The organism is Mycobacterium sp. NGS29 (genome assembly GCF_059812965.1).
Window position 1 is genome coordinate 47,733 of sequence record NZ_JCALDR010000007.1, and the last position, 17,773, is coordinate 65,505.

Annotated in this window: 19 protein-coding genes and 1 other RNA gene; 10 read left to right on the forward strand and 10 right to left on the reverse strand. The window is 65.6% G+C overall.

Going from position 1 to position 17,773, the window contains the following annotated elements; translation table 11 throughout:
- Positions 1–4: 4 nt before the first annotated feature.
- The 7 genes from ftsE to AC5Y5Z_RS12040 all read left to right on the forward strand — a co-directional run bounded on the left by ftsE (position 5) and on the right by AC5Y5Z_RS12040 (position 5,836).
- A complete protein-coding gene (gene ftsE / locus AC5Y5Z_RS12010) occupies positions 5–694 on the forward strand; it encodes a cell division ATP-binding protein FtsE (RefSeq protein WP_463827788.1) in 690 nt (229 codons plus the stop codon).
- Positions 695–1,588: a permease-like cell division protein FtsX gene (gene ftsX / locus AC5Y5Z_RS12015; protein WP_463827649.1), complete on the forward strand. Its 894-nt coding sequence runs from the start codon at positions 695–697 to the stop codon at positions 1,586–1,588.
- A 2-nt stretch (positions 1,589–1,590) separates the two neighbouring features.
- Entirely contained in the window at positions 1,591–2,088 is a 498-nt protein-coding gene (gene smpB, locus AC5Y5Z_RS12020; RefSeq protein ID WP_499925293.1) for an SsrA-binding protein SmpB, read from the forward strand.
- Between the two features lie 29 nt (positions 2,089–2,117).
- Positions 2,118–2,963, forward strand: coding sequence for a maleylpyruvate isomerase family mycothiol-dependent enzyme (locus AC5Y5Z_RS12025; RefSeq protein ID WP_499925294.1), 846 nt, complete (start codon positions 2,118–2,120; stop codon positions 2,961–2,963).
- 148 nt (positions 2,964–3,111) lie between these two features.
- Complete coding sequence (locus AC5Y5Z_RS12030; protein ID WP_463827652.1) at positions 3,112–4,074, forward strand: ferritin-like domain-containing protein; 963 nt, start codon at positions 3,112–3,114, stop codon at positions 4,072–4,074.
- 190 nt (positions 4,075–4,264) lie between these two features.
- Positions 4,265–4,632, forward strand: a transfer-messenger RNA (tmRNA) gene (ssrA, locus tag AC5Y5Z_RS12035).
- 43 nt (positions 4,633–4,675) lie between these two features.
- On the forward strand, positions 4,676–5,836 hold the full coding sequence (locus AC5Y5Z_RS12040; RefSeq protein ID WP_499925296.1) for a tyrosine-type recombinase/integrase: 1,161 nt from the start codon (positions 4,676–4,678) through the stop codon (positions 5,834–5,836).
- Here the strand turns inward: AC5Y5Z_RS12040 and AC5Y5Z_RS12045 are convergent.
- The 9 genes from AC5Y5Z_RS12045 to AC5Y5Z_RS12085 all read right to left on the reverse strand — a co-directional run bounded on the left by AC5Y5Z_RS12045 (position 5,833) and on the right by AC5Y5Z_RS12085 (position 13,386).
- Positions 5,833–6,408, reverse strand: coding sequence for an MmpS family transport accessory protein (locus AC5Y5Z_RS12045; protein ID WP_499925297.1), 576 nt, complete (start codon positions 6,406–6,408; stop codon positions 5,833–5,835). The two genes, AC5Y5Z_RS12040 and AC5Y5Z_RS12045, sit on opposite strands and share 4 nt — an antisense overlap.
- Before the next feature lie 51 nt (positions 6,409–6,459).
- Positions 6,460–9,282, reverse strand: coding sequence for a PE family protein (locus AC5Y5Z_RS12050; protein ID WP_499925299.1), 2,823 nt, complete (start codon positions 9,280–9,282; stop codon positions 6,460–6,462).
- Between the two features lie 29 nt (positions 9,283–9,311).
- Positions 9,312–9,629 carry a DUF3263 domain-containing protein gene (locus AC5Y5Z_RS12055; RefSeq protein WP_499925301.1) on the reverse strand — a complete coding sequence of 106 codons (318 nt, stop codon included), beginning with the start codon at positions 9,627–9,629 and terminating at the stop codon, positions 9,312–9,314.
- Positions 9,617–9,781 carry a hypothetical protein gene (locus tag AC5Y5Z_RS12060; RefSeq protein ID WP_499925303.1) on the reverse strand — a complete coding sequence of 55 codons (165 nt, stop codon included), beginning with the start codon at positions 9,779–9,781 and terminating at the stop codon, positions 9,617–9,619. Before AC5Y5Z_RS12060 ends, AC5Y5Z_RS12055 begins: the two co-directional genes overlap by 13 nt.
- A 42-nt stretch (positions 9,782–9,823) precedes the next feature.
- A complete protein-coding gene (locus AC5Y5Z_RS12065) occupies positions 9,824–10,063 on the reverse strand; it encodes a hypothetical protein (RefSeq protein ID WP_499925305.1) in 240 nt (79 codons plus the stop codon).
- A gap of 307 nt (positions 10,064–10,370) precedes the next feature.
- Positions 10,371–10,706 carry a DUF732 domain-containing protein gene (locus AC5Y5Z_RS12070; protein WP_499925306.1) on the reverse strand — a complete coding sequence of 112 codons (336 nt, stop codon included), beginning with the start codon at positions 10,704–10,706 and terminating at the stop codon, positions 10,371–10,373.
- 104 nt (positions 10,707–10,810) lie between these two features.
- Positions 10,811–11,203 carry a PASTA domain-containing protein gene (locus AC5Y5Z_RS12075; protein WP_499925308.1) on the reverse strand — a complete coding sequence of 131 codons (393 nt, stop codon included), beginning with the start codon at positions 11,201–11,203 and terminating at the stop codon, positions 10,811–10,813.
- Between the two features lie 426 nt (positions 11,204–11,629).
- Positions 11,630–12,499, reverse strand: coding sequence for a bestrophin family protein (locus tag AC5Y5Z_RS12080; RefSeq protein ID WP_499925309.1), 870 nt, complete (start codon positions 12,497–12,499; stop codon positions 11,630–11,632).
- A gap of 512 nt (positions 12,500–13,011) precedes the next feature.
- On the reverse strand, positions 13,012–13,386 hold the full coding sequence (locus tag AC5Y5Z_RS12085) for an FKBP-type peptidyl-prolyl cis-trans isomerase (RefSeq protein ID WP_499925311.1): 375 nt from the start codon (positions 13,384–13,386) through the stop codon (positions 13,012–13,014).
- 374 nt (positions 13,387–13,760) lie between these two features.
- Between AC5Y5Z_RS12085 and AC5Y5Z_RS12090 the strand changes: the two genes are divergently transcribed.
- Complete coding sequence (locus tag AC5Y5Z_RS12090) at positions 13,761–13,904, forward strand: hypothetical protein (RefSeq protein WP_499925312.1); 144 nt, start codon at positions 13,761–13,763, stop codon at positions 13,902–13,904.
- Between the two features lie 25 nt (positions 13,905–13,929).
- Here the strand turns inward: AC5Y5Z_RS12090 and AC5Y5Z_RS12095 are convergent, their stop codons facing one another.
- Entirely contained in the window at positions 13,930–14,625 is a 696-nt protein-coding gene (locus AC5Y5Z_RS12095; RefSeq protein ID WP_499925313.1) for a proteasome protein, read from the reverse strand.
- A gap of 221 nt (positions 14,626–14,846) precedes the next feature.
- Here AC5Y5Z_RS12095 and AC5Y5Z_RS12100 point away from each other — a divergent pair, with 221 nt between their 5' ends.
- Together AC5Y5Z_RS12100 and AC5Y5Z_RS12105 are read left to right on the forward strand one after the other, a co-directional pair.
- Positions 14,847–16,877 carry a M13 family metallopeptidase gene (locus tag AC5Y5Z_RS12100; protein WP_463827658.1) on the forward strand — a complete coding sequence of 677 codons (2,031 nt, stop codon included), beginning with the start codon at positions 14,847–14,849 and terminating at the stop codon, positions 16,875–16,877.
- Positions 16,878–16,971: 94 nt separating this feature from the next.
- Positions 16,972–17,469, forward strand: a complete 498-nt coding sequence (locus tag AC5Y5Z_RS12105; protein ID WP_499925315.1) for a CHAP domain-containing protein — start codon at positions 16,972–16,974, stop codon at positions 17,467–17,469.
- The last annotated feature ends 304 nt before the right edge of the window (positions 17,470–17,773 follow it).

Here is a 17,773-nt window from a genome sequence, read left to right on the forward strand (position 1 = left end):
CGTGATGATCACCCTGGAACATGTCACCAAGCAGTACAAATCGTCGGCGCGTCCAGCCTTGGACGACGTCAACGTCCAGATCGACAAGGGTGAGTTCGTGTTCCTCATCGGTCCGTCCGGGTCGGGCAAGTCGACGTTCATGCGGCTGCTGCTGGCGGCGGAGACACCCTCGTCCGGGGACATCCGGGTCTCGAAGTTCCACGTCAACAAGCTCAGCGGCCGTAACGTTCCGAAGCTGCGTCAGGTGATGGGCTGCGTGTTCCAGGACTTCCGGTTGCTGCAACAGAAGACCGTGTACGACAACGTCGCCTTTGCGCTGGAGGTCATCGGCAGACGCACTGACACGATCAACAAAGTGGTGCCCGACGTGCTCGAGACGGTCGGACTGTCGGGCAAGGCCAACCGGCTGCCGCACGAGTTGTCCGGCGGCGAGCAGCAGCGGGTGGCGATTGCGCGGGCGTACGTCAACAAGCCGCTGGTGCTGCTGGCCGACGAGCCCACCGGGAACCTCGACCCCGACACCAGTAAGGACATCATGGATCTGTTGGAGCGGATCAACCGCAACGGGACGACGGTGTTGATGGCGACACACGACCACCACATCGTCGACGCGATGCGGCAGCGGGTGGTCGAGTTGTCACTGGGCAGGCTGGTTCGTGACGAACAGCGCGGCGTCTACGGGATGGATCGCTAAGTGCGCTTCGGATTCCTATTCAACGAGGTCCTGACCGGCCTGCGTCGCAACGTCACCATGACGATCGCGATGATCCTGACCACCGCCATCTCGATCGGGCTGTTCGGCGGCGGACTGCTGGTGGTGCGGCTGGCCGACAATTCGCGGGCCATCTATCTCGATCGCGTCGAGACGCAGGTCTTTTTGACCAATGACATCTCGGCCAACGACACGAGCTGCACCGGCGATCTGTGCAAGGCGTTGCGGAACAAGATCGAGACCCGGCAGGACGTCAAGTCGGTGCGCTTCGTCAACCAGCAGACCGCCTACGACGACGCGATGCGCAGGTTCCCGGAGTTCAAGGATGTCGCCGACAAGGACTCCTTCCCGGCCTCGTTCATCGTCAAGCTGTACAGCCCCGAGCAGCACAGAGACTTCGTCGCCGCCATAGAGGGGCAGCCCGGCGTGCGGGACACCCTCAACCAGAAACAGCTGATCGACCGGCTGTTCGCCGTGCTGGACGGTCTGAGCAAGGCGGCGTTCGCCGTCGCACTGGTCCAGGCGGTCGGGGCGATCCTGCTGATCGCCAACATGGTTCAGGTCGCCGCCTTCACCAGGCGCACCGAGATCGGCATCATGCGACTCGTCGGAGCCAGCCGCTGGTACACCCAACTGCCGTTCCTGGTGGAGGCCATGCTGGCCGCGACGATCGGCGTGGTGATCGCCATCCTCGGCCTGATCGGCGTGCGGACCTTCTTCCTGGAAGGGGCGTTGAGCCAGTTCTATGAAGCCCATCTGATCGCCAAGGTCGACTACGCCGACATCCTCTACATCGCGCCGTGGTTGTTCCTGGTCGGCGTGGCGATGGCCGGCTTGACTGCCTATGCCACGCTGCGGCTCTACGTCCGGCGGTAGCCGTGGCCAACAAGCCCCAGTCCAAGCGACGCGCAGACGGCAAACAAATCATCGCCAGCAATCGCAAGGCCCGGCACAACTATTCAATCCTCGAAGTGTTCGAGGCCGGGGTGGCGCTGCAGGGCACCGAAGTCAAGAGTCTGCGCGAGGGGCATGCCTCATTGGTCGATGCATTCGCCACCGTTGACGACGGCGAGATCTGGTTGCGCAACGTACACATTCCCGAATACCGGAACGGCAGCTGGACCAATCACGCACCGCGGCGCAACCGCAAGCTGCTGTTGCACCGTCGGGAAATCGACGGGCTGATCGGCAAGATCAGGGAAGGCAACTACGCCCTGGTGCCGCTGTCGATGTATTTCTACGAAGGCAAAGTCAAGGTCGAACTGGCGCTGGGCCGCGGCAAGCAGGCGCACGACAAGCGTCAGGATCTGGCCCGTCGTGACGCGCAGCGGGAAGTGGTCCGGGAGTTGGGCCGTCGGGCCAAAGGCATGGTCTGAGCGGTTCCGGCACGTCTAGGATCCGAGGAATGGCCGACCGCCCCGTGACCGTGCTCGACAAAACCACAGTGCTGGCGGGCCTTTTCGCCGTGTGGGACGACATCGACGCGCTTGCCGACGGTCTCTCCGAGGCGCAGTGGGAGACCCCGAGCGCGCTGACCGGCTGGGACGTCAAAGCGGTGGTGTCGCACATCGTCGGCACCGAGTGCTTCCTGCAGGGCATCAGCCCGCCGGAGCCCGATATCGACGTCAAGTCACTCGATCATGTGCGCAACGACATCGGCGTGATGAACGAGTGCTGGGTGCGCAGTCTCAGCAAGGAATCCGGCGCCGAGGTGCTCCGCCGATTCCGGGAGGTGACCAACACCCGGCGCAACGTGCTCGCCGACCTGTCCGACGCCGACTGGCAGGCGGTGCTGCCCACGCCGGCGGGCATGGACAGTTACGGACGGTTCATGCGGATCCGGGTCTTCGACTGCTGGATGCACGAGCAGGACATCCGGATCGGGTTGGACCGGCCGTCGTCCGACGCGCAACTGGACGGCCCCGCGGCACGGTTGTCACTCGACGAGATGGCGGCGAGCATGGGGTTCGTCGTCGGCAAACTGGCCAAGGCGCCGGAGGGGTCGCGGGTGTTGTTCGAGCTGACCGGCCCGCTGGCGCGTTCGGTTCGGGTCAGCGTCGACGGCCGCGCGCAGGTGGTCGACGACTTCGGTGGTGCGGAGCCGACGGCGACGCTGCGGCTGGATGCGCTGCAATTCACCCGGCTCGGCGGCGGGCGTCCGTTGTGTCCATCGCGCGATCAGGAGATCGAGTTCAGTGGCGACCGTGAGGTCGCGCAGCGCATCGTTGAGCGAATGAATTTCGTTATCTGACACCGCGATTCGCCTCGCGAATGGCCTGCGCCGGGCGGGCAATGCGACATAGGTCACATCTGTCGAATAGATGTGGTCAACCCAGCCACGCCGGGTAGCCGACTGCAAGGAAGCTTTGGCTATTCAATCGCTGGGAGGCGAATCTCAAATGACTGCACCAGATTTGACCAGACTGCTCGCGCAGCTGCGTACCCTGCTCGACCTGACCAACACCGAAATCCAGATCGCGGAAACCCGAGTGGCACAAGCACGTACGGACGCGGTGCGCCGTGAACTCGCCCAGAACGCCGAGAACGGGCGCAAGCGGGCCGAAGCCCTCGAGTCCGCGGTACGGGATCTCGGCGGCTACCCAGACGTCATCGCGCCCCTGCTGGGCCGCGCCACCGCGCTGGTGAAGGCGCTGACCGAACAGGCTGAGCCGTTCGACGAAGCGCTGCTCGGTGACCTGGCCCTGGAGGACCAGCTACTGGACCGCGCCCGCTACACCAAGGCGCTGGCGATCGCCGCGAAGCGCAAGGACATCGAGGAACTGGCGGAACGGCTGATTACCGCTCACTCGGCGACGGTGGACTGGTTGACGACGGTGCTGGCCGAAGACGCGCTCGGTGGGCCTGCGGCCCTGCGGCGCACCCCGACGCAGATGGCAGCGGGGGCGGCGGTCCGGTGGGTCAACCTGCCGGTCTCCTGGTCGGCTCGCGGTCTGGAGCGGGCCGTCGACGCGCTGCGCAACCGGGGTCTGACGCTGAACGACCTGGTCAAGCGGACCGGGAACGCGGGCGAGATCGCCGCAAAAGCGCTGTCCGCCTCGCAAAGCGCGGCACTGAAGGCCGCCGAGCGGGTGACCCGCTCGGAGGGGGCCGACGAAGCCGCGGACGCCGTGCATTCGGGACGCGCCGCGGCGGGGGTTCTGGACGCGAGTGAGTTGCCCGTCGAGAACTACGACGAGCTCAACGTGGGCGATGCCGTGACGGCGATCAAGGATCTGACCGAGGCCGGTGACGTGCGGGTGGTGCTGGCTTACGAGGAGGCGCACAAGAACCGGCAGGGCGTGGTCTCGGCCGCGCAGACGCGCGTTGCCGCAATCGCGAAAGAGGCCGTCGGCATCAGCTGACCTGCTTTCAACACTCCGAGTACCCCCGAGACCAGCAATGATCGGGGGTACTCGGCTTGTCGGGGCGCATTGGCCCAGGTTGCTTCGTGATCCGATCGAAAACAAAATCGCGTTGCCGCTAGTTCCAACCGGCGTACCATGGGGAGTCCTGCCGGAGACCCGGCAGGGATGTTCGAAGTTAACAAGACAAGGGGCTGAACGGTTTCGACTTCGCGCATCGAATCAAGGGAAGCGTGCCGGTGCAGGCAAGAGACCACCGTAAGCGTCGTTGCAACCAATTAAGCGCCGAGTCACATCAGCGCGACTACGCTCTCGCTGCCTAAGCGACAGCTAGTCTGTCGGACCGGGAACGCCCTCGACCCGGACCCCGGCATCAGCTAGAGGGATCCACCGATGAGTTCGGTCGCGGGACTCATCGGGACACCAACAGCGACTGGGATCGTCATCCTGGCTAGTTCGCGTGACCAGGAGATCCGAGCAGAGGCATAGCGGACTGCGCACGGAGAAGCCTTGAGGGAATGCCGTAGGACCCGGGTTCGATTCCCGGCAGCTCCACTTTATAACCGCTGTTCAAACACCATATAGTGCTAGCGTGGCGGTTGTGTCAAGTGATTTGTCAAGTGATTCGCGGTGGGCATCGGTTCGTCGGCGCCCACGACGCGACGGCAGCACAGCACACACCGTCCTCTACTGGGTCGACGGCAAGCAGACCGGAATCACCTTCGACGACCCCAAGCAGGCCGACGCACTCGTCTCGCTGATCAAGGCCCACGGCGCCGGCCGCGCCCTGGAAATGCACGGCATCGACCCCACCCCCCGCGGCCGCGACACCGCACCGCCCCTGACCGTCGCCGTCTGGATCGACCGCCACCTCAAAGCCCTCTCCGGCGTCGAACGCAAAACCCTCACCGAGTACCGCCGCTACCTCGACCGCGACATCGAACCCGTCCTCGGCGACATCCCGATCACCGCGCTGCGCCGCTCCGACATCAGCACCTGGGTCAACGCACTGCGCGAGGCCGGCGCCAGCGGCAAGACCATCCAGAACAAGATAGGATTCCTATCCGGCTGCCTCAACGCCGCCGTCCGCGAAGACCACCTCGCCGCCAACCCGGCCGCCGGGATCCGCCTGCCCCGCACCTTGCGCCGCGAAGTGTGCTTCCTCACCCGCGCCGAATACCAGATCCTGCGGTCCCATTTCACCGAGCGGAGGCATCCGCTGCTGGACTTCCTCGTCGCCTCGGGCTGTCGATTCTCCGAAGCCACAGCACTCACCCCTGCTGACGTCGACCGCGCCACCAACACCTTCCGCATCACCAAGGCGTGGAAGACCGTGCCCGACGGCACCGACGCCCGCTACGAACTCGGCCAGCCCAAGACCAAACGCAGCAACCGCACCGTCGACGTCCCCACTCAGGTCCTGGACAGTCTCGACTACAGCGGCGACTGGCTGTTCACCAACAGCCACGGCGGACCCATCCGGCTGTACTCGTGGCGCGCCAACGTCTGGGCGCCCTCGGTCGCCAAAGCGAAAGCCGTCGACCCGGACAACCCCGCCAAGCCGGTGCTGACCAAGGCCGTCCGTATCCACGACCTGCGGCACACCGCCGCCAGCTGGCTCCTCGCCGCCGGCGTCCCGCTCATCGTCGTCTCCCAGCACCTCGGCCACGAGGACACCTCCGTCACCAGCAAGGTCTACGGCCACCTCGACCGCACCGCGGGCAAGGCCGCCGCCCTCGCCATGAGCAAGCTGCTCGGCTAGGGGCGCGCGTTGCAGTTGACGACCGCGTAACGGCCGGTCGCCGACTTCTTGTCCTTCACCTGCCCGTTGATGCTGATCTGGCACGACACGTGCAGGCCTTTGGTCTGTGCGCCGACACCGATCAGCGGGTAGGTGGCTTCGCTGGTGAAGGTCCGCGTCCACGGCGCCGGCACATCGGTTTCCTGCTTCTGGTCGCTGAGCCCGTCGAAGTAGGTGACGGACGACAGGTCGCCATCGGACTCCACCAGGTAGGTGATCGACGGGGCAGCCTTCGTCGTGGTGGTCGTCGACGGCGGTGCTGTGGGGGCTGCCGGGGCGCTGAACGAGGGAAACGCTGGTGCTGACGACTGCCCGTTCTTGGTCTTGTTGCCCGAGCCGCCGACGGCCACCACCAGCGCCCCGCAGCCGCCGAAGAACATCACGACGACGCCCACCACGATCCACGGCCAGATCGGGCGCTTCTGCTGCACCGGAGGTGCTTGCGCCGCCGTCCACTGAACGCCGTCCCAGTACCGATTCCCCGGCGCACCAGAGGGATTCGGGTACCAACCCGGCGGCATCGGCTGTGTCATCAACTATCGACCTCCGTGTGCGAACTGAATTCATTGAGTGTCATAGGGTGCTCAGCCATAGCTGCCGTTTCGTCCGGATTGGCCGGGGGGAGTGCCGTTGCCAGGCTGTCCTCCGCTCCCGCCGGCGCCAGAACCGGACGGGTAACCGATCGGGCCGGCGGGCAGGCCCGCACCTCCGGGCCCCGGCGTGCCGATGCGACCGCCGTTGCCACCTCTGGCTCCGTTGCCGCCGGCGCCGCTCACCGAGGATCCGCCGTCGCCGCCGTTACCGCCTTGGCCACCGATCCCTGGCGTTCCACCCCGTCCGCCGGGAGTGTTGCCGGAGATGCTGCTACCGCCCGTGCCGCCGTTACCGCTCTGGCCGCCGGTGCCGCCAAGGCCGCCGTTACCTCCGTGTCCGGACCCCAGTGCCGCCCCGCCCGTGCCGCCGTAGCCTCCTACGCCGCCATTGCCCCCATATCCGCCGCTAGTGACGGTGCTCGATAACGAATCGGAGTTTCCTCCGGTCGCGCCGTTGCCACCTAGTCCGCCGGTGCTGCCCGCACCCCCGTCGCCGCCGTTGCCCGAACCAGTGGCGGTTCCTCCCGTTCCACCGAGTCCGCCGAAGCCGCCTTCGCCACCGAAGCCGCCGTAACTACCGTTGTCGGCAGCCTTGCCGCCGGTTCCCGCGGTTCCTGCCGCGCCGCCGGTGCCGCCATTGGCTGTGCCCTGGCCGGTACCGCCTTCTCCGCCGTTGCCGGCGCTCCCGCCCTTGCCGCCCTTGCCGAGGAAGGTAGAGGTGCTGGCGTCGGCGCCTGTGGCTCCGGTGCCGCCGGTTCCGCCGGTTCCGCCGTCACCGTTTCGCCCGGCGCCGCCCGACCCGAGTGCTGCACCACCATCTCCGCCGGTCCCACCATCTCCGCCGGTGCCTCCCGCGCCTCCATTTCCTGCGGCGCCGCCGTTGCCAGTGACGGGCACACCTCCGGCGCCACCGGTCCCACCGGTGCCACCGACGCCTCCTCGTCCGCCGTCAGCGGAGCCGACTCCCACGCCTCCGGCACCGCCCTGCCCACCGTTGCCGCCGAGGGTTCCTTGGCCGCCGTTGACGCTTCCTATCGCGCCCGCACTTCCTTGCCTACCAGGCCCACCTGTGCCACCGACGCCACCCTGACCTCCGGTGCCGTCCGCCCCGGCCGACCCGCCCGATCCGCCAGCACCCGCGCTTCCTCCGTGTCCACCTACTCCGCCAGTCCCGCCCGTTCCGCCAGTTGCTGCACCCGAACCAGTATCGGCGGCACCCGTTCCGCCCTGGCCGCCGGTTCCGCCCTGGCCGGCTGCGCCGCCGTTACCGTTGGTGCCGCCCAAGCCGGCCCCGCCATCGCCTCCGTCGCCGCCGACACCACCGTCGGTTCCCTGCCCGCCGGCACCAGCGAAACCTCCGGCCGTGGCCCCCTGTAAGCCGGCGCCACCCTTGCCGCCGGTTCCGCCCTGGCCGCCCGTTCCGCCCGTTCCGGCGCCCGTATCGCCACCGTCACCGCCGCTGCCGCCGTGCCCGCCGCGGGCGCCGGCCCCACCGTTGCCGCCGTCACCGCCGCTGCCGCTCGTTCCGTTGCCGCTCGCCGCGCCGCCGTCACCACCGTTACCGCCGCCGCCGCCCGCGCTAACGGCAGTGTCGTAGGAAGATCCGGAACCGCCGCCGCCGCCATTGCCGCCCTTGCCGCCGCTCCCCCCGGTGCCGCCGCCGCTGCCGGCGTTGCCGCCATGGCCACCGTGGCCGCCATCGCCGGCCGTAGTCGGAGCGCCGAATGCGAAGGTGGCGTCCGAACCTGCCCCACCGTTGCCGCCAAGACCGCCGCTGCCACTGGTGCCGCCGGCGACACTGTCACCACCTCGTCCGCCGGCGCCTCCGGCACCACCCGCCAGCCCGTCACCGCCCCACATCTGCTGACCAGCAGCACCCCCCTGGCCACCGGTTCCGCCTGTTCCGCCCGTTCCCGCATGGCCAGCGGCGCCCCCGCCACCGGAACCAGCAGCGCCACCCGCACCCGCGGCGCCGCCGGTGCCGCCCGTACCGCCGGTGCCGCCGGACGACATTTCAGCGGACACGCCAGAGCCTCCGGTTCCGCCGACGCCTCCATCGCCCCCAATCCCGCCACTGCCTGCAGACCCCAGCAACATCCCCTTGGCGCCGCCTGCGCCGCCAGCCCCGCCGGTACCTCCGGCAGCTGCCGCCCCACCGATGCCGTCGACACCCCTGCCCCCCATGCCGCCCTGGCCACCGATGCCTCCGGAGCCTCCATTGCCGAAGATCAGCCCTCCGGTTCCACCTGACCCGCCGACACCGCCTGCGCCACCCGCGACGCCAGTTGCGCCCGCCGTGCCCGCGCCACCGGCCCCGCCCGCGCCGCCGTTACCGAACAGGCCGGCGTCCCCGCCGCGGCCGCCGCTCAGTCCGGCCGCTCCGGACCCACCGTTCCCGCCGTTGCCCCACAGGAGTCCGCCCGCGCCGCCGTTCTGGCCAGTTCCCGCGGCGCCGTCGAAACCGTCACCGATCAGAGGCCGGCCCAGCAGCAACTCGGTGGGGGCGTTGATCAGCGCCATCAACGGGTTGACGTTCGCAGCTTCCGCCGTCCCGTAAGCATCGGACGCTCCGCCGAGCAGTTGCACGAACCGGTCATGGAAGGCTGCAGCATCACGGCTGAGCGTCTGAAATTCCTGCCCGTGCTGGCCGAACAAGATCGCGATCGCCGCCGACACCTCGTCGGCTGCCGCAGCGATGGGCTGCGTTGTCGAAGCCGCCGCGGCCAGCGTCGCTTGGCTGACTGAGGATCCGACCCCGCTCAACTCCGCAGCAGCCGCTGCCAGCGCGTCGGGCGAAGCGAACGTGAAGGACATACAAAACCCCCTAGAGCAGAGCGCAGCGATCAGCTCAGCAAACTTGTTCCCGGCGGCCGATCGTATCGGCGGCCCCCGGCCGTTGCGGCGGTTTCGCACTTTTGCATACCGGCAAGAAATTTCGCTCCGTTCGGCGAAGCCGAACAGATTCGCCTCAGCCGGTTCACCAGCACCGGATCCAGCTCCAATGCAGCCTTTGACGCGACGATCTGGTTCAGCCGCTGGTAGTACCGGACGGACGTCATGGCGAACTGATCGCGGATCGCCTCGTCCTTCGCGCCGGGAGTCCGCCAGAACTGTCGCTCCAACGCCAGCACCGCAATGTCGAGGTCGGTTAGGGGATCCACAGCCACTCTCCGTCCAGAAGGTGCTTGAGCTGCGGGACTTCGACCGGGTCCAGCGTCGCCATGCGGGTTTGCAGGGTGGGCTCGTCGACCCACAGGTGTTCGGCGAGCTCGCGCGGGTGCCGGGTCCAGCGCAGCCCGTCGGCGAGCGCCACCGCGGTGATGAGCCGCCGCGCCGCGATCTCGTCGACGATCCACTATTCGCGCTCGGCGGCGGCCGGGTCGGCCGGCACCGGGCCGTGCTCACGGTGCACCAGCTCGTGGGTCAGCGTGCAACGCCGCTCAGCCTGCACGTTCAGCGACCGGTTCAACCAGATCCGCCGACCCACCTGCAGACCCATGATCCGCTCTGGGAGCCGGTACCGGCAGCACAGCTCGACGTCGGGGTGCTGGGTCCGCAGATGCCGCCACGGATGCCACAACGCCTCGATGCTCATGCCGACGGACGCTAGGGCAGGGGTGTGACAAAACTGGTGCTGACCAGGAATTACAGGCGTGTGAGTTAACAGATGACCAATTGCTTGGCTGGCGTTTGCCGCGGAATCCGTCGAGCACCGCCAAGCACGCCAACGACCTTGTCGCGATACATGTCGTCCTCTGAGAATTGGTTAACGTCGTAACGAGGCAAATCAGCATTGAGGAAGCTCGAGACGCCGAGAACGTTGCGCGCATGTCGACTACCCAATACTCAGCGTCCAGGTTCTCTTCGCTTGTCAGCCTCGCTCTGCTCGGGTTGAGCAGGCATTAGATGCTGCCGAATTCGTCGATATGCCTAGGGCATAGGTTGTACGCCGCATATTGGGAGAACAGGGCCGCGTAAAACCTCGCACCGTCCCGACGATCGCTGAACGTATCCACTACGAACCGCTCGATGGCGTCATGGGACATGCCGCGATCCAGCATCGAGCACACCTGATGGCCAACCTGCACAGTCTTATAGACGTCGCCGCTATATCCTTGCGGCACAACAGAACCGATGAAATTCGACTCGTCCTGACTGAGCGACGGGTCGGCGGTGGTCGGCGCGGCCAACGCGATACAACCAGCGGCGGCCGCCGATAGCAACCAGTAGGCCTTCATTCCTTCTCCCTCCGGTAGGCCTGTGATTTCTCGCCGCCGGCCCCGCCATGCTCGAGTCGCCGATCCTCACGATTCAGCTGGACGCGAGACGGGCGAGAGGGGGGTCAATCTTTGTACACCTTCAACACCACCGGGTCGTCCGATTGCACAACTGTGCCGGCTGGCGGTTCCATGCTCACCACGGTCCAGTTCGAGGCGTTTAGCACGTTCTGATACTTCGGATTAGCCGAGGACAGGGTGACCTCCGTGAGGCCCAGTTTGTCGAGTTTCTTCCGCGCAATATTCGCGTTCTGGTTCGTCACGTCCGGAAGGGTGATCGGTCCAGTTGCTGCTGTCGTCGTACTCTTCGACCCAGCTGACGAGGTGACGGTGACGGTGGAAGCCGGCTTCGACGTTGTACTGGTGCCGCACCCTGTGAGCGCGGAACAACCGATTCCGACAGCCGCTACTGCTGCGAAGATCCCCGATGGTTTCATGGGTCGCCACTGTAGAGGCATCTGAGAGCATCTTGGGGCCGGTTGGTGAAAATTTCCCCAGCCCTGCGGGTTTGCCAGGTTGCGTCAGGTCAATCACCGCGCCGATAGTTCTGTTTGCGCAGTTCAGATGCACTTAACCACCGGTTCGATTCTCGGCAGCTCCACCGATTTAATTTGCAATTCTTGTAGCCGCTTCAAGCTATGGCGATCGGCTCGTCAACGATTCCGGGGGCGTCTGTTCTCGAACGCCCGCATACCGCGACCTTCGCGGTGCCGTCCTCATAGATCGTCGGCAGTCATCGCTGTCCTTCAAGGAACGCGGCCAAGCCGGAGGATTTGGAGCGCTGCTATCGATGGAATTGATGAGCGCGACGAAAACACCCTGGCCGATCATGGCCGATCATGCCAACGAAAGCCGTTAATGCCCCACGGGCAGGGCATCGCGAGTCAGCTCGCAATGCCCGCTAGGGCGTAGATGTCTTTTTGGATCGTCTCGCAGATGTCCTCAAGGGGGAGGTCGTTCGCGTCATATCCGAAGGGGTCTTCGATCTCGACGCCGATTTCCTCGATGCCGAAGAATGTATAAGTAATGATCAGGACGTCGATAATGGTCGTCCAGCCGAAGGTCTCGACCATGGCGAAGGGGAGGGTGAAGCAATAGAGCACAAGCGCGCGGCGTAGGTGAACGGCGTAGGCGAAGGGCATCGGCGTCTTGCGAATTCGTTCGCAGCTGCCGAGGTAGTCGATTAGCAGCTGAATGTTCTGGTCCAGCGTCGTCAGCATGATGTCAGAGATGAGGTCGCGCTCGCCCGCCTCCCGGAGGCAATCAGTCATGTTGCCGGCGACAGCGAGGGCGGGATGTTGGGCGTTGATCGCCTGGTGCGCCTCAGCAGGTGGAAGTTCGGTGATGTGCGGCCCGAGGCCTTCGGTGCCGCGCAGGCGGTGCATGACCGCCCAGGGAAAGGCGGCTGTCCATCGGGTGAGACGGGCGACCAGCGCCGGATCGCCCTTAACGTATGCGGTCGTGCTTCGCACCAGGTTTCGTGATTCGTTGACGATCCCTCCCCATAGTCTGCGTCCCTCCCAAAAACGGTCGTAGCTAGAGCTGGTACGGAACACCAGCAGCAGACCGAGCGCGAGGCCCATCAGGGTGTGCAGCTGGATCGGCATGCCGACCGGAAAGACATAATTATGAAAGGCAACAACCGCCGCCGACCAAGCGACGCATAGGGAGACCCGACCGATGATCTCCCGCACCAGCGAGCCGCGGATATCGAAAAAGTGGCTCAGCCATTTGTGCGGATCGTAGTCAATCATAGATTCGTTCCGCCTAAATGGGATGGACGGTTAGTAGGCGCCGGCGCGGGGTTTTCGTGAGGGCTGCTGTGGCAACGGCTGTAGCACGCGCAAACTGCGGAGCACGCTCCTGCCGCACCGTCGCCGGATAGTGCCAGATTTGGATGCTGGGCGCAACAACCTTGTTTCCACGCCGTCGAAGGCCCCCGCACGAATATCGAAGGGCGAAGTTGGGAGCGGCGGTCGAGCCGCAATGTGGCAGCGAAAACCGAGGAGATCCACCAGCCCGCACCAGGCTCACCGATTGGCATTCCCCTCGACAATCATTCCCCTCAGCAATGTGGTCCCCGGTGTTGTCCGCCTCGCACCGCGGCACGCTGCTCATGCGGCATATGTCGGATGAACTCCGCCGCGGATCAGTTGCTGCTCGCGCTGCAATTGACGACTGAGCAGCGCCCGGTGGCTGTGGAAGAGCGCCGTCAGAGTCCACCTTGTCCCCGGCGCCGTCCAACGCTAACCAGCCTTGGTCGTGGCTACCTGACCTGGAGCAGGTCGACCACGAAGATCAACGACTCGCCGGGCTTGATGACGCCACCGGCGCCGCGCTCGCCGTAGCCGAGGTGGGCGGGAATGACCAGTTGCCGGCGACCGCCCACCTTCATGCCCTGCACGCCCTGGTCCCAACCCTGAATGACCTGGCCGACGCCGAGTTGAAATGTCAACGGGTCGCCGCGGTTATAGGAAGCGTCGAATTCTTCGCCGGTGGAGTGTGCGACGCCGACGTAGTGCACGACCACCGTGTTACCGAAGGTAGCCTCCGCGCCGTCGCCCTCGACGACGTCGGTGATGACCAGGTCGGTGGGCGGCTCTCCGCCGGGGTAATCGATCTCGGGCTTCTTTGCAGTCATGCCCACCACATTGGCAGATGGTCGCCGGTGGTCTTGCCGACGGGTGGCAGGCCTGGGACCGAGTCCTCGGCCTGGTTGCTTGGCTCAGAATGTCAAGGCGACCGGTTCGCTTTCGGCTGCTCCACTGATCTTCGCGCCAGCGGGTCTAGCACCGTCGTCGCTGGCACCGCGCTCACGTCTATCGACGTTGATCCCAGCCAACTGCCGCCGTCAGCAGCGACTGCGAATTTGCGGGCAATTTCGCGGGCATCTGCATCGAGCCGCCCGAGTGCCATCGGGCTGCGCCAATTCGAGCAGTACCAATACCGCACCCAGCCCGAAGGCGTCCGATCTGGGGCCGGTGACCTCGATCTGGTCATCGACAGCCTGCGCAAGTGGGACGGCTCGCAGCGGCCGGCAACCCCACCGTGTTACTCCTGCTGTTCGCGCCGGAAAGCGACTCGTCGCCGGACCACTGCGACTACGACAGGCTGAACCGCTGGCTCGTCGACTCCCACAACCGTTGGTGGCAGCGATGATTGGATCCGCGGCTGGATCCTGCGCTCAGTCGAAGAGTTGATCGAGCGCTTTGCGTTCGAGTTCCACCCAGCGTTCGATCCGAGCACGGACCTTGTTCACCTCGTCCGGGCTCAGATGCTCGGCACCGTCGGGGGTGATGCGGCACATATCCATTGGGCCCCCGACGCTCGACGACGAAGCGTCCAACGCGTCGAGCACTCGTAGCGCGGCAACCAGCCCGTGGTCCACGTCGCGCTCGGTCATGCGGAAGTGTGCCAGCAGGGCGTGCGCCTGCTGCGCCATAGCCGCGCCACTGCCGATGGCTTGGAAGCCGGTCTCTTCGTGGTGTCCGATCAGACCGTTGGGGTCCACGTCGATGATGAACGGGACGTCACCGGCGTACCCCGCGGCGAGGACGTACGTGGCAGGTGTTCCTGCGGGCTGCTGTGCCGGCACATGCTCGATGTAGTTCTCGTAGTGATATTTGAGTACCGGCAGTACCCGGGCCTGCAGCGCATGGCCGATGTCTCTTGCCTCCACCACCGACTCGGCCTCGGATTTGAAGATCTGCTCGAGGTCGTACAGCACCGCGCGGGAGCCGCTGCCACCCCACGCTGCATGTTTGCCCAAGGGATGCAGCTTCTGTGCGGGATAGGTCAGACCGCGACCACCGTCGGTGATCTGCGAATCGGAGGCCATCACAATGCCGTCGGCGCAGCAGAGCGCGATAACGACGGTCACGGCAGAATCCGTGTGGAAAGCATCTGCCGATCGTCTCACGGAAGGTATGCGGGGCGCGCCGAACATTTGTGGGCTGCTCGATTTCGTGTAGATGCAACAGCCTCGCTCCGATCGCGGTAGCGCTGCCACGCACGACCGGATCGGCTCCGGCCCGCGCGCACGGCTAAGCTGCCCTTTGGCCCGGCGACTGGAGGTCTGCAGTGCGAGGATTCGTTCGTGCGGTGGCAGTGTCATTGGCTGTTGGCGTGGTGCTTGTCGGGTGTAGCCATTCGACCGAACAGCAAGCCAAGCCCAAAGTCGGCCCGTGGGGCGTCAACCTGTCCGACATGGACCGTTCCGTGCGGCCCGGCAACGACTTCTTCTCATACGCCGTGGGTACGTGGGCGAAGAACGCCAAGATTCCCGCCGACAAGGTGTGCGCGGGCGTCAATCTCGATGTGCAGAATCAACTCAACGCGGACCTGAGGGCGATTGTCGAGGGCGCCGGCGCCAAACACGCACCCGCCGGCGATATTTCGCAGCAGATCGGCGACCTGTTCGCGTCCTATATGGACGAGGCATTGCTGAACCGCAAAGGCGTCGAACCGGTGCGGCCCTTCCTGGCGTCCATCGAAGCCGTCAACGACCGGCCGGCCCTCGGCGCGGTGCTCGTCTCGTTCAACGGCAAGACGCGGGTCAGTGACCCCTTCCCGGTATCGGTGGAGATCGACCCCAACAACCCCACGCGCTATGTGCCCATCATCTGGCAGGGCGGCCTTTCGCTCGGCGAACGCAGCTACTACGTGGACACCGACGCCGAATCAGTCGACCTGCGCAACAAGTTCGTCGCCCACGCCGCCCGGATGCTCGGCCTGGCCGGGTACACCGACGGCCAACAGCAGGCCGAACAACTTCTCGCCCTCGAGACCAAGCTGGCAGAGGTGCAGGTGCCGCGCGAGGACGAGCGGGATGTGGTCAAGACCAACAACATGATGCCGCGCGCTGAGGTCGAGCAACTCGGGCAGGGCGCGCCGTTGCATGATCTGTTCGACGCGCTGCAGCTGCCGGCGGTGACCGACTTCCAGGTCGGTATGCCGGACGTATTACGAAAGACCGCAGGGCTTTTCGCGACTGAGCCGCTGGACTCGTGGAAGTCCTACCTGCGTTACCAGGTCCTCAACGCTTACGGTGGTGACCTTTCGACGCCATTCGCCGATGAGCTGTTCGACTTCTACGGCCGAACCCTGTCCGGCGCCAAGGACCGCGCACCGCGGGTCGAGCGCGGCGTCTCCCGAGTGAGTAAGGGGCTCGGCGACCCGGTCGGCGAACTCTATGTCAACGCGCATTTCAGCCAGCAGACACGAGACAAGGCGCGGGCGCTGGTGGAAAACCTGCGCACGGCATACGGCAAACGCATCGACGCGGCTACCTGGATGGCGCCGGAAACCAAGCGCGAAGCCCAGGCCAAACTCGCAGCGCTGGTCGCCAAGATCGGCTACCCCGACCAGTGGAAGTCCTACGCGACGGTCAAGATTGCGGCGGACAACCTCGTCGGCAACGGCGACGCACTGTCGGTCTGGTCCTGGAACGACGACCGCAGCAAGTTGGGCAAGCCGATCGATCGCGGCGAATGGAGCATGACGCCGCAGACCAATAACGCCTACTACTCGCCGCGGCTCAACGACATCGTCTTTCCCGCGGCGATCCTGCAGCCGCCGAACTACGACCCGGCAGCCGATCCAGCCGTCAATTACGGTGCCATCGGCGCCACCATCGGTCACGAGATGAGCCACGCCTTCGACGACCAGGGCCGCAAGAGCGACGGCACCGGTATGCAGCGCGACTGGTGGACCCCGGCCGATGCCGACCGTTATACGGCCGAGTCCAACAAACTCGTCGCGCAGTTCAACGGATACGAGCCGCTGCCGGGCAACCACATCAACGGAGCGGTGACACTCGGCGAGAACACCGCCGACCTCGCCGGACTGCGCATCGCCTACGACGCGTACAAACTGTCCCTCGGCGGAAAAGAGGCGCCGGTCATCGACGGCTTCACCGGTGATCAGCGGTTCTTCCTCGCGTTCGCGGCGAGCTGGCGGGAGGTCTGCCGGCCCGAAACCGAACGCCACCGGTTGCTTTCAGATGTCCACAGCCCGGCCAAGTTCCGGGTCGACGGGATCGTCCGCAATATGGACGAATGGTATGCGGCGTTCGATGTCCAACCGGGCGACGCATTGTACCTCAAGCCGGAAGACCGCGTCCGCGTCTGGTGATCGAGTCGTCCTGACGACGTCCGTGAAACGAATCGCGGCCGCCCAGCGATAACAGCAACGTAACGAGTTGTGCCTCGGCTGGGCGGGGAAGCGTATGAAGGCCAAGCGAATCGCGGCGGTCATCGCCGTGAGCAGCGCCCTGATGCTGGGATCCTCGCTGCCTACCGCGGTCAACGCCGACACGGTGACCATCCGGACGAAAGGCGCTACCACCAACCGCAACCCGCTCGGTGGCTACGAGGGCTACTGCACCTGGGGTGCCCAGGAACAGATTCACGCTCACACCGGTTACTACGTCGCAGCACTCACCGGCAACGCGGAGATCTGGGCCAGCCAAGCTGGGGCGGCGGGTTGGACGGTGGTGAGCGAAGCGCAGCCCCGCTCAATCGCCGTTTACAGCAGTGCACTGGTCGGGGGAGTCGGTCACGTCGCCTGGGTCGATGTCGTCGACGCCGGCGAAATATCAATCACTGAAATGAATTTCGGACCCGGTGCCAGCGCCGCGAACGGCTTCCGCACAGCGGGTTTCGGCGCGTTCGATTCGCGCACCGTGCGAGAAATCCCGGGCGTGAGTTACATTCTGATCCCCTGATGCGCAGGGAGTCCGCACCCGCGTAGCCAAAACCGTTGTGGCACAATGCCAATGCAGTACTCAAGAACGTCCCGGCCCCGTAGGTGGCCAACAGAGTGGACAGCGTGCCGAGTAGGGCGACCACGATGAACGGCGACAGGATCAGTGCGCCCAGCGGTATGAGGGTGACCAGGGCGTTGTCCTCAGCCGGGGCGATGCAGCTTACTCGTCGCTTTCCCGGGGAAGCCGCCTTTCCGAAGTCAAGTACGCGCAAATTGCCGCAAGCCGCTAGGCGCTTGCACCATTTGGGCATAAGCTCCGATTA

What these genes read in the sequence shown, in the direction of transcription:
- AC5Y5Z_RS12085 (WP_499925311.1), bottom strand. Translation starts at nt 13,386, where the DNA reads ATGACTGCAAAGAAGCCCGAGATCGATTACCCCGGCGGAGAGCCGCCC.
- AC5Y5Z_RS12105 (WP_499925315.1), top strand. Translation starts at nt 16,972, where the DNA reads ATGAAGGCCAAGCGAATCGCGGCGGTCATCGCCGTGAGCAGCGCCCTG.
- AC5Y5Z_RS12075 (WP_499925308.1), bottom strand. Translation starts at nt 11,203, where the DNA reads ATGCCTCTACAGTGGCGACCCATGAAACCATCGGGGATCTTCGCAGCA.
- AC5Y5Z_RS12070 (WP_499925306.1), bottom strand. Translation starts at nt 10,706, where the DNA reads ATGAAGGCCTACTGGTTGCTATCGGCGGCCGCCGCTGGTTGTATCGCG.
- AC5Y5Z_RS12080 (WP_499925309.1), bottom strand. Translation starts at nt 12,499, where the DNA reads ATGATTGACTACGATCCGCACAAATGGCTGAGCCACTTTTTCGATATC.
- ftsE (WP_463827788.1), top strand. Translation starts at nt 5, where the DNA reads ATGATCACCCTGGAACATGTCACCAAGCAGTACAAATCGTCGGCGCGT.
- AC5Y5Z_RS12025 (WP_499925294.1), top strand. Translation starts at nt 2,118, where the DNA reads ATGGCCGACCGCCCCGTGACCGTGCTCGACAAAACCACAGTGCTGGCG.
- AC5Y5Z_RS12030 (WP_463827652.1), top strand. Translation starts at nt 3,112, where the DNA reads ATGACTGCACCAGATTTGACCAGACTGCTCGCGCAGCTGCGTACCCTG.
- AC5Y5Z_RS12065 (WP_499925305.1), bottom strand. Translation starts at nt 10,063, where the DNA reads ATGAGCATCGAGGCGTTGTGGCATCCGTGGCGGCATCTGCGGACCCAG.
- AC5Y5Z_RS12045 (WP_499925297.1), bottom strand. Translation starts at nt 6,408, where the DNA reads ATGACACAGCCGATGCCGCCGGGTTGGTACCCGAATCCCTCTGGTGCG.
- AC5Y5Z_RS12050 (WP_499925299.1), bottom strand. Translation starts at nt 9,282, where the DNA reads ATGTCCTTCACGTTCGCTTCGCCCGACGCGCTGGCAGCGGCTGCTGCG.